General features: G+C 59.3%; 9 protein-coding genes. 1 reads left to right on the forward strand and 8 read right to left on the reverse strand.

All coding sequences use genetic code 11. The annotated features are described in order from the left end of the window. Positions 1–81 precede the first annotated feature (81 nt). A complete protein-coding gene (locus ACIP66_RS24500; RefSeq protein WP_400651550.1) occupies positions 82–1047 on the reverse strand; it encodes a GlxA family transcriptional regulator in 966 nt (321 codons plus the stop codon). A 224-nt stretch (positions 1048–1271) separates the two neighbouring features. Between ACIP66_RS24500 and ACIP66_RS24505 the strand changes: the two genes are divergently transcribed. Beyond that, positions 1272–1913 (forward strand): HD domain-containing protein, encoded by a 642-nt coding sequence (locus tag ACIP66_RS24505; protein ID WP_400651553.1) that lies wholly within the window; start codon positions 1272–1274, stop codon positions 1911–1913. An 89-nt stretch (positions 1914–2002) separates the two neighbouring features. Here ACIP66_RS24505 and ACIP66_RS24510 read toward each other — a convergent pair whose 3' ends face one another. The 7 genes from ACIP66_RS24510 to ACIP66_RS24540 form a co-directional block, all read right to left on the reverse strand. Further along, positions 2003–2893: an ABC transporter permease subunit gene (locus ACIP66_RS24510; protein WP_400651556.1), complete on the reverse strand. Its 891-nt coding sequence runs from the start codon at positions 2891–2893 to the stop codon at positions 2003–2005. Then, positions 2890–3771, reverse strand: a complete 882-nt coding sequence (locus ACIP66_RS24515) for an ABC transporter permease subunit (protein WP_172680169.1) — start codon at positions 3769–3771, stop codon at positions 2890–2892. Before ACIP66_RS24515 ends, ACIP66_RS24510 begins: the two co-directional genes overlap by 4 nt. Positions 3772–3806: 35 nt before the next feature. Further along, positions 3807–4949, reverse strand: coding sequence for an ABC transporter ATP-binding protein (locus ACIP66_RS24520; RefSeq protein WP_008085321.1), 1143 nt, complete (start codon positions 4947–4949; stop codon positions 3807–3809). 66 nt (positions 4950–5015) lie between these two features. Next, the gene (locus tag ACIP66_RS24525; RefSeq protein ID WP_053124832.1) at positions 5016–6113 is read right to left on the reverse strand and encodes a polyamine ABC transporter substrate-binding protein; all 1098 of its coding nucleotides are present in this window, start codon (positions 6111–6113) and stop codon (positions 5016–5018) included. Between the two features lie 186 nt (positions 6114–6299). Continuing rightward, entirely contained in the window at positions 6300–7412 is a 1113-nt protein-coding gene (locus tag ACIP66_RS24530; protein WP_053124834.1) for a polyamine ABC transporter substrate-binding protein, read from the reverse strand. 171 nt (positions 7413–7583) lie between these two features. Next, on the reverse strand, positions 7584–8948 hold the full coding sequence (locus ACIP66_RS24535) for an aspartate aminotransferase family protein (protein ID WP_159811924.1): 1365 nt from the start codon (positions 8946–8948) through the stop codon (positions 7584–7586). 56 nt (positions 8949–9004) lie between these two features. After that, positions 9005–10078 (reverse strand): glutamine synthetase family protein (locus tag ACIP66_RS24540; RefSeq protein WP_400651559.1); only part of this gene is annotated, 1074 nt, incomplete at its 5' end.

Consider the following 10078-nt stretch of genomic DNA (forward strand, 5'->3'; position numbering starts at 1 on the left):
ATCGCATTTCTTCTGAAAGAACGCGGTTAATTGTAGGAGTGAGCCTGCTCGCGATGAGGCACTGAAGAGCACCACACAACCTCAAACCATCAGCGCAAAATTCAGCCGAAACTGCTGCGGCGTCACGCCCAACCGTCGATTGAACACCCCGCGCATATGCTGCGCATCGCGAAACCCGCACTGATACGCCACCGTCTTCAACGGCGCCGCCGTGCTCTCCAGCATCACCCGCGCCGCATCCACCCGCGCCCGCTCGACAAACTCCGCCGGCGTCACCTTCGCTTCCCGGGCAAACACCCGGGAGAAATTACGCGCGCTCATGTTCGCCGCGTTGGCCAGATCGGCAATGGTCAGATCACCCGTCAGATTGGCCAGCACATACAACTGCACCATCGCCACCGCCGACGTCGGCTCCGCGTGCGGTGTCAGAAACGGGCTGAACTGCGACTGACCGCCCGAGCGCTGAGTGAACACCACCAGCCGCTTCGCCACACTGAGCGCCACTTCAGCACCGTGATCACGCGCCAGTAAATACAGCGACAGATCAATCCCCGCCGTCACCCCGGCCGAGGTGTAGAGCGTGCCGTCCTCGACGTACAAACGATCGGCGTCCACCTGCGTCGATGGACACAACTGCGCCAAGGCTTCGGCATCGTTCCAGTGCGTGGTCACGGTGCGCCCTTCCAGCAACCCGGCGCGGGCGAGCATGAAAGCGCCGTTGCAGATCGAGCCGAAACGCTGAGCGCGGGCACAGGCCTCACGCAGCCAGGTGTCGAACGTCGCACCGAAATCCATGAACGGCAGTTGCGGCCCGCCGGCGACCAGCAGCAGGTCATAGGCGTCCAGCGCTTCGCTGAAATGGCGATGGGCGTTGAGGATCAAGCCGTTAGAACAGGCCATTGGTGTTTTTTCCAGACCGATCACTTCCAGCCGATAGTGATCTTCCGGCGCGAGGAAACGGTTAGCCTCGGCGAACACATCCATGGGGCCGGTGACGTCGAGCGACTGCACACCTGCGAACACCACGATGGCGACGGTTTTGTTCATGGCTGTGGATTCCCTTTCAAGAGCAAAAGATCGCAGCCTTCGGCAGCTCCTACAGGAGTCCGCTTTCTCATGTAGGAGCTGCCGAAGGCTGCGATCTTTTAGCTTGGCACGATTTGCAGGTGGATTGGCAAGGATCGCAGCCATGCGCCGATTGTTCGCTTGCAGCGTCGGGAACAGACTTTCCCCATCAGCGCCACGACGGCGCTTTCAGAAAGGAAAGCACCATGAGCACGACCATCGCCGGCATCAAAATCCCCGACTGCGCCCTCGCCCGCGCCACCACCGAGTACATCCGCGACATCGAATCCGATCTGCTTTACCACCACTCGCGCCGGGTATTTCTGTTCGGCGCGCTGAGCGGTGAACGCCAGCAACTGGCCTACGATCCAGAGCTGCTCTATGTCGGCGCAATGTTCCACGACCTCGGTCTGGTCGAAGGTCATCGCAGCGCTGACGAGCGTTTTGAAGTGGACGGCGCCAACGCGGCGGCGGCGTTTCTTAAGCCGTACGGTTTGAGCGATGACGACATCGAACAAGTCTGGTTATCGATCGCCCTGCACACCACGCCGGGCGTGCCGAAACACTTGCGCCCGACCGTGGCACTGGTGACGGCGGGTGTCGAGATGGACGTGCTGGGCATGGATTACGCAGCGTTCAGCACCGTGCAGCGCGAAGCGGTGGTGCATGCGCATCCACGTGGGGAAGGTTTCAAGGAATGCATCATCTGCGCGTTCGCCGACGGCTTGCGCCATCGTCCGCAGACCACGTTTGGCAACGTGAAGACCGATGTGCTGAAGGATCAGGTGCCAGGGTTCAAACCGATGAACTTCGTCGACGTCATCCGCAATTCCCCTTGGGTGAACTGAGGGCAAGATCAAAAGATCGCAGCCTGCGGCAGCTCCTACATTGGAATGTGTTCCCTGTAGGAGCTGCCGCAGGCTGCGATCTTTTGCTGTTAGGCCGCTTCCGGCGCAGGCGCGCGGCGGACGTCCGGTTGCTTCCACGAATCGGCAGCGCTTTCTTCGATGGCTTGCTGGATGGCTTTCTTGCGCGCTTCTTCGGCACGGCGGCTGAAGAACCAGACAAGGAACGTCACGATCGATACCGCCAGCAGAATCAGACTCGCCACGGCGTTGATCTCGGGCTTCACGCCCAGACGCACCGCCGAGAACACTTCCATCGGCAACGTCGTCGAACCCGGGCCCGAGACGAAGCTCGCCAGTACCAGGTCGTCCAGCGACAGGGCGAAGGACATCATGCCGCCCGCCGCCAGCGATGGCGCGATCATCGGGATGGTGATCAGGAAGAACACCTTCCACGGACGCGCGCCAAGGTCCATCGCCGCTTCTTCGATCGACAGGTCGAGCTCACGCAGACGCGCCGACACCACCACCGCCACGTACGCCGCACAGAACGTCGTATGCGCGATCCAGATGGTGACAATGCCGCGTTCCTGCGGCCAGCCGATCATCTGCGCCATGGCCACGAACAGCAGCAACAGCGACAGACCGGTGATCACTTCGGGCATGACCAACGGCGCGGTCACCAGGCCGCCGAACAGCGTGCGGCCCTTGAAGTGAGTGATACGGGTCAGCACGAATGCCGCCAGCGTACCCAGTGCCACCGCTGCCACCGCCGTGTAGCAGGCGATTTCCAGCGAGCGCACCACCGAGCCCATCAGTTGCGTGTTGTCGAGCAGGCCGACGTACCACTTGATCGACCAGCCGCCCCACACCGTCACCAGTTTCGAGGCGTTGAACGAGTAGATCACGAGGATCAGCATCGGCAGGTAGATGAACAACAAACCCACGACCAGCATCAGGCTGGAGAAACGGATGCGCTTCATTCTTTACCCTCCATTTCCTTGGCCTGACTGCGGTTGAACAGAATGATCGGCACAATCAGGATCGCCAGCATCACCACCGCCAGCGCGGACGCCACCGGCCAGTCACGGTTGTTGAAGAACTCTTGCCAGAGCACTTTACCGATCATCAGGGTTTCCGGGCCGCCGAGCAGTTCCGGGATCACGAACTCGCCCACTACCGGAATGAACACCAGCATGCAGCCGGCAATAATCCCGTTCTTGGACAGCGGAATGGTGATTTTCCAGAAGCTGTTGAAGGTGCTCGAACCGAGGTCGGAAGCGGCTTCCAGCAGGCTGTGATCGTGCTTCACCAGGTTGGCGTACAGCGGCAGGATCATGAACGGCAGGTACGAATAGACAACACCGATGTACACCGCAAGGTTGGTGTTGAGGATCTGCAGCGGCTCGTCGATAAAACCCATGCTCATCAGGAAACCATTGAGCAGGCCGTTGTTGCTGAGGATGCCCATCCACGCGTAAACGCGGATCAGGATCGCCGTCCAGGTCGGCATCATGATCAGCAGCACCAGCACCGTTTGCATCTCTTTACGGGCGGTGGCGATGGCGTAGGCCATCGGGTAGCCGATCAACAGGCAGAGGACGGTGCTGATCAGCGCCATCTTCAACGAGCCGAGGTAGGCGGCAATGTACAACTCGTCGCCCGCCAGCATCGCGTAGTTGCCCAGGTTCAGCAGCAGTTGCAGCTTCTGCTCAACGAAGGTGTAGATCTCGGTGTACGGCGGAATCGCCACATCGGCTTCGGCGAAGCTGATCTTCAAAACGATGAAGAACGGCAACATGAAGAACAGGAACAGCCAGATGAACGGGACCCCGATGACCAACTGCCGGCCACTGGGGATTATTCGGTTGATGCGGCGTTTGAATTTGCGCATGTTCATGAGCGAAGTACCACGCCGCTGTCGTCTTCCCAGTACACGTAAACCTGATCACCCCAGGTCGGACGTGCGCCACGGCGTTCGGCGTTGGCCACGAACGACTGCACCAGTTTGCCGCTCGGCAACTCGACGTAGAACACCGAGTGACCACCCAGATAGGCGATGTCGTGCACCTTGCCGCTCGACCAGTTGTACTCGCAGGTCGGTTGATCGGCGGTGACCAGCAGCTTCTCCGGACGAATCGCGTAAGTCACCGATTTGTCCTGCACCGAGGTGCTGATGCCGTGGCCGACGTAGATCTGCCGATCGAGGTCTTTGCAGGTGATGGTCGCGTGGCCTTCGGCGTCGTCGATCACTTCGCCTTCGAAGATGTTGACGTTACCGATGAATTCGCAGACCAGACGGCTGGTCGGGGTTTCGTAGATGTCGATCGGGCTGCCGATCTGAGCGATCCAGCCCAGGTGCATGATCGCGATGCGCTCGGCCATGGTCATGGCCTCTTCCTGGTCGTGCGTCACCATCACGCACGTCACACCCACGCGCTCGATGATCTCGACCAGTTCCAGCTGCATTTGCGAACGCAGTTTCTTGTCGAGTGCGCCCATCGGTTCGTCGAGCAGCAGCAGCTTCGGCCGTTTGGCCAGCGAACGCGCCAGTGCCACACGCTGACGCTGACCGCCGGACAGTTGATGCGGCTTGCGCTTGGCGTACTGGCTCATCTGCACGAGCTTGAGCATTTCGGCCACGCGGGCGTCGACTTCAGCCGCCGGAATCTTGTCCTGCTTGAGGCCGAAGGCAATGTTCTGCGCCACGGTCATGTGCGGGAACAAGGCGTACGACTGGAACATCATGTTGATCGGACGTTCGTACGGCGGCATGTCGGTGATGTCGACGCCGTCGAGGAAAATGCGCCCCTCCGTGGGCCGTTCGAACCCTGCCAGCATCCGCAGCAGAGTGGATTTGCCCGATCCCGATCCGCCGAGCAGAGCGAAGATTTCGCCCTTTTTGATTTCCAGGGACACATCGTCCACGGCAATCGTCTCGTCGAACTTCTTCGTGACCCGGTCGATTTTGACCAACACCTGTTTCGGTGTCTGGTCGCCCTCGAGGGCTTTCTTATAGGCGCCGGAGGCAACTGCCATTTACGAAACTCCCAGATAAAAACAATGCAGTCCGCCCCGCAAGGCGAACCCAGGATAGTGTGTGCCTTACATCCCCGACTTGACCTTGGTCCAGCTGCGGGTCATCAGACGCTGAATGTTCGGTGGCAACTCGGTCGACACGTAGGCCTTGTCGATAACGGCCTGCGGTGGGTACACCGACTCATCGGTACGGATGGACTGTTCCATCAGTTTGTCCGACCCAGGGTTAGGGTTGGCGTAACCGACGTAATCACTGACCTGGGCAATCACCTCAGGTTTCAGCAAATAGTTGATGAAGGCGTGAGCCTCCTTCACGTTCGACGAATCCTTCGGAATCGCCAGCATGTCGAACCACAGCGCGCCGCCCTCTTTCGGCACCGAGTAGGCGATGTTCACACCTTTCTTGGCTTCGGCTGCGCGGTTCTTCGCCTGGAAAATATCGCCGGAGAAACCGATGGCCACGCAGATGTCGCCGTTGGCCAGGTCGCCGATGTATTTCGAGGAGTGGAAGTAGGTCACGTAAGGACGCACTGCGAGCAGCTTGGCGGTGGCTTTTTCGTAGTCCTTGGGATTGGTGCTGTTGGCGTTCAGGCCCATGTAGTTGAGCACGGTCGGCATCATTTCATCCGCCGAATCGAGGAACGCTACGCCGCAGCTTTGCAGCTTCTTGATGTTCTCTGGTTCGAACAAAACGCCCCAGGAATCGATCTTGTCGACACCCAGCACAGCCTTCACTTTATCGACGTTGTAACCGATGCCGTTGGTGCCCCACAGGTACGGCACGGCGTACAAGTTGCCCGGATCGTTCTGCTCCAGACGCTTGAGCAGCGCCGGGTCGAGATTCGAATAGTTCGGCAGCTGCGAGCGGTCGAGCTTCTGGAACGCGCCCGCCTTGATCTGCTTGCCGAGGAAGTGGTTCGACGGCACGACCACGTCGTAGCCGGTACGCCCGGCCAGCAGTTTGCCTTCCAGGGTTTCGTTGGAATCGAACACGTCGTAAACCGGTTTGATCCCGGTGGCTTTCTGGAAGTCAGCCAGGGTCGTCTCGCCGATGTAGTCCGACCAGTTATAAATATGCACCGTACCGGCGGCCTGGGCACCGACAGCAATCGTCAGGCCGGCAGTGGCCAGCAGGGCATTGCGCAAAGAAGAAAAAATAGGCAAGTGGAGGTCCTCTAAATTAGTTGGGCCCAAGTTGCCCCGCGCTGCATGACAGCCGTGGCTGCCCGGCAACAAAACCGGCGCGCAACTTACCCTCGAAAAACCGTTCCAGCAAAACTTTTGTCATTTAATTGATCCGCTGGCCGCCATCGCGAGGGCGACGGCCAGCGGTTATTGCTTCAAACCGGCTTATTTACCGGATTTGATCTTGGTCCAGCTGCGGGTCATGATCCGCTGAGTTGCGGCCGGCAAGTCGGCGATCGCGTACAGCTTGGCCAGTACGTCAGCCGGTGGATAAACGCCCGGATCGCTGGTGATGTCTTTATCAACCAGTGGCGTTGCAGCGGCGTTACCGTTCGGGAAGCGTACGGCGTTGGTGATTTCAGCCATGATTTCCGGCTTCTGCAGGAAGGTCATGAACTTGTAGGCGCCTTCGACGTTTTCGGCATCTTTAGGGATGGCGACCATGTCGTAGAAGCTGCCCGCACCTTCTTTCGGAATGTTGTAGCTGACTTTCACCTTGTCACCGGCTTCAGCCGCGCGGGACTTGGCCTGGTAGATGTCACCCGAGTAACCGACGGCGACGCAGATGTTGCCGTTGGCCAGGTCAGAGATGTACTTGGAAGAGTGGAAGTAGGCGATCGAAGGACGCACCTTCATGATCAGCGCTTCAGCCTTGTCGATGTCTTCTTTCTTCTGGCTGTCGGTCGGCAGGCCCAGGTAGTGCAACGCCACCGGAATCATCTCGGTTGGCGAGTCGAGCAGGCTGATGCCGCAGGATTTCAGCTTGGCCGCGTTTTCCGGCTTGAAGATCAGATCCCACGAATCGACAGGTGCGTCGGCACCCAGTGCAGCCTTGACCTTCTCGGCGTTGAAGCCAATACCGATCGAGCCCCACATGTACGGGAAAGCGTGCTCGTTGCCCGGGTCGCTGACCGACACGGCTTTGAGCAAATCGGTGTTGAGGTTTTTCCAGTTAGGCAGCTTGGACTTGTCCAGCGTCTGGTAAACACCGGCCTTGATCTGCTTGGCGAGGAAGTTGTTCGACGGTACGACGATGTCGTAGCCGGACTTGCCTGCGAGCAGTTTGGCTTCGAGGGTTTCGTTGCTGTCGAAGACGTCGTAAACGACTTTGATGCCCGACTCGTCTTCAAACTTCTTGATGGTGTCCGGAGCGATGTAGTCCGACCAGTTGTAGACGTGCAACACCTTGTCGTCCGCCTGAGCCGCAGCCGCCATGATTCCCATCAGGGACATGGCGAGCAGAGTCTTGCCAGCGAGCTTTTTGCCTAATGCCTTCATGCGTAATGCTCCAAATTTTCTTTTTTTGAACCACTTTGTTCAGCGGCCGAACCCGGACAACTGGAACCGCGGCTAGTCTGGCAAGATCCGAGGCGGTCTTTCAAGAAAAGACCAGCCTTTCTGACAGCTTTGAGCGAGAGCGCCGAGGCTCCCCCGCTCAGAGCCTAGCACTTAGCCCTGCAACGCACTGAGGGTCAGATCCAGGCACTTGCGTGCCTTTGTAACCAGTTCATCGATCTCCGCTTTGCTGATCACCAGCGGCGGCGCGATGATCATGGTGTCGCCGACAGCGCGCATGATCAGGCCGTTATCGAAGCAGAACTGACGGCAGATCATGCCGACGCCCTTGCCTTCGTAACGCTTGCGAGTGGCCTTGTCCTGCACCAGCTCGATGGCCCCCAACAGACCGACGCCGCGAACTTCACCCACCAACGGGTGATCGTTCAGTTCCCGCAGACGTTTCTGCAAATACGGTGCCGTTTCGTTGTGCGCGTTCTCGATAATTTTTTCGTCGCGCAGAATGCGGATGTTTTCCAGACCCACTGCTGCTGCCACCGGGTGACCGGAGTAGGTGAAGCCGTGGTTGAAATCGCCGCCTTCGTTGAGCACTGCCACCACGGTGTCGCGCACGATCAGGCCACCCATCGGGATGTAACCGGAGGTCAGGCCTTTGGCGATGGTCATCATGTCAGGCTTGAGGTCGTAGAAATCGCTACCGAACCACTCACCGGTACGGCCGAAACCGCAGATCACTTCGTCCGCGACGAACAAGATGTCGTACTTGGCGAGAATTTCCTTGATGCGCGGCCAGTAGGTGTCTGGCGGAATGATCACGCCGCCGGCACCCTGAATCGGCTCGGCAATAAAGGCACCGACATTGTCCACGCCGACTTCGAGAATCTTTTCTTCCAGCTGATTGGCCGCCCAGATACCGAACTCTTCCGGGGACATGTCGCCACCTTCAGCGAACCAGTACGGCTGCGCGATGTGGACGATGCCCGGGATCGGCAAGTCGCCCTGTTCGTGCATATAGGTCATGCCACCGAGGCTCGCGCCGGCCACGGTCGAACCGTGATAACCGTTCTTGCGGCTGATGATGACCTTCTTGTTTGGCTGGCCTTTGATTGCCCAGTAGTGACGAACCATACGCAGCATGGTGTCGTTGCCTTCGGAGCCGGAACCGGTGAAGAACACGTGGTTCATGCCTTCTGGCGCCACGTCAGCGATCGACTTGGCCAGTTCCAGTGCCGGCGGGTGCGCGGTCTGGAAGAACAGGTTGTAGTACGGCAGTTCACGCATCTGTTTGGCGGCGGCGTCGGCCAGTTCATCACGACCGTAACCGATGGCCACGCACCACAGACCGGCCATGCCGTCGAGGATCTTGTTGCCTTCGCTGTCCCACAGGTACACGCCCTTGGCGCTGGTAATGATCCGCGGACCTTTCTCCTTCAGCTGCTTGAAGTCGCTGAACGGCGCCAGGTGGTGATCATTGCTGAGTGCTTGCCACTCGCGGGTTTGCGGGTTGTTGCTGGTCATGCCAATTCTCCTTGTTATCGGTGAAGGCGCGGCGTCTGCACGCCGCGCCCGGCGTATCAGACGGCGAAGAGCAGGTACTCGCGCTCCCACGAACTGATCACGCGCTTGAAGTTTTCATGCTCGGCCCGCTTGACCGCGACGTAGCCAGTGATGAAAGTTTTGCCCAGGTACTTCTCGATGGTTGCACTGTTTTCCATACGCTCCAGTGCATCCTCGATGGTCAGCGGCAGGCGTAAGTTACGGCGTTCATAACCGCGTCCGACCACTGGCGCACTCGGGTTGAGGCCTTCGACCATGCCGATGTAACCGCAGAGCAGGCTCGCGGCAATCGCCAGGTACGGGTTGGCGTCGGCGCCCGGCAGACGGTTTTCGACGCGACGGTTCTGCGGGCCGGCGTCCGGTACGCGCAGACCCACGGTGCGGTTTTCTTCGCCCCATTCCACGTTCACCGGTGCCGAGGTGTCCGGCAGGAAGCGGCGGAACGAATTGACGTTCGGCGCGAACAACGGCAGCAGCTCAGGGATCAGTTTCTGCAGACCACCGATGTGGTGCAGGAACAGCTGGCTCATGGTGCCGTCTTCATTAGAGAAGACGTTTTTGCCGGTCTCGATGTCGATGATGCTCTGGTGCAAGTGCATCGCACTGCCCGGCTCGCCCGTCATCGGTTTGGCCATAAAGGTCGCAGCCACATCGTGCTTGAGCGCGGCTTCGCGCATGGTGCGTTTGAACACCAGGATCTGGTCGGCCAGCGACAGCGCGTCGCCGTGACGGAAGTTGATTTCCATCTGCGCCGTGCCGTCTTCGTGGATCAGCGTGTCGAGATCCAGCTCTTGCAGTTCGCACCAGTCGTAGACGTCTTCGAACAGCGGGTCGAATTCGTTCGCCGCTTCAATCGAGAACGACTGACGACCGATTTCCGGACGGCCCGAGCGACCGATTGGCGGCTGCAACGGATAGTCAGGGTCGTCGCTGCGCTTGGTCAGGTAGAACTCCATCTCCGGCGCGACGATTGGCTGCCAGCCCTTGTCGGCATAGAGTTTGAGAACTTTCTTGAGGACGTTGCGCGGCGACAGCTCGATCGGGTTGCCTTGCTTGTCGTAGGTGTCGTGGATCACCTGCGCGGTCGGCTC

This window comes from Pseudomonas sp. NPDC088429, assembly GCF_044753305.1.
GTDB lineage: Bacteria > Pseudomonadota > Gammaproteobacteria > Pseudomonadales > Pseudomonadaceae > Aquipseudomonas > Aquipseudomonas rustica.

What these genes read in the sequence shown, in the direction of transcription:
- ACIP66_RS24500 (WP_400651550.1), bottom strand. Translation starts at nt 1,047, where the DNA reads ATGAACAAAACCGTCGCCATCGTGGTGTTCGCAGGTGTGCAGTCGCTC.
- ACIP66_RS24505 (WP_400651553.1), top strand. Translation starts at nt 1,272, where the DNA reads ATGAGCACGACCATCGCCGGCATCAAAATCCCCGACTGCGCCCTCGCC.
- ACIP66_RS24510 (WP_400651556.1), bottom strand. Translation starts at nt 2,893, where the DNA reads ATGAAGCGCATCCGTTTCTCCAGCCTGATGCTGGTCGTGGGTTTGTTG.
- ACIP66_RS24520 (WP_008085321.1), bottom strand. Translation starts at nt 4,949, where the DNA reads ATGGCAGTTGCCTCCGGCGCCTATAAGAAAGCCCTCGAGGGCGACCAG.
- ACIP66_RS24530 (WP_053124834.1), bottom strand. Translation starts at nt 7,412, where the DNA reads ATGAAGGCATTAGGCAAAAAGCTCGCTGGCAAGACTCTGCTCGCCATG.
- ACIP66_RS24535 (WP_159811924.1), bottom strand. Translation starts at nt 8,948, where the DNA reads ATGACCAGCAACAACCCGCAAACCCGCGAGTGGCAAGCACTCAGCAAT.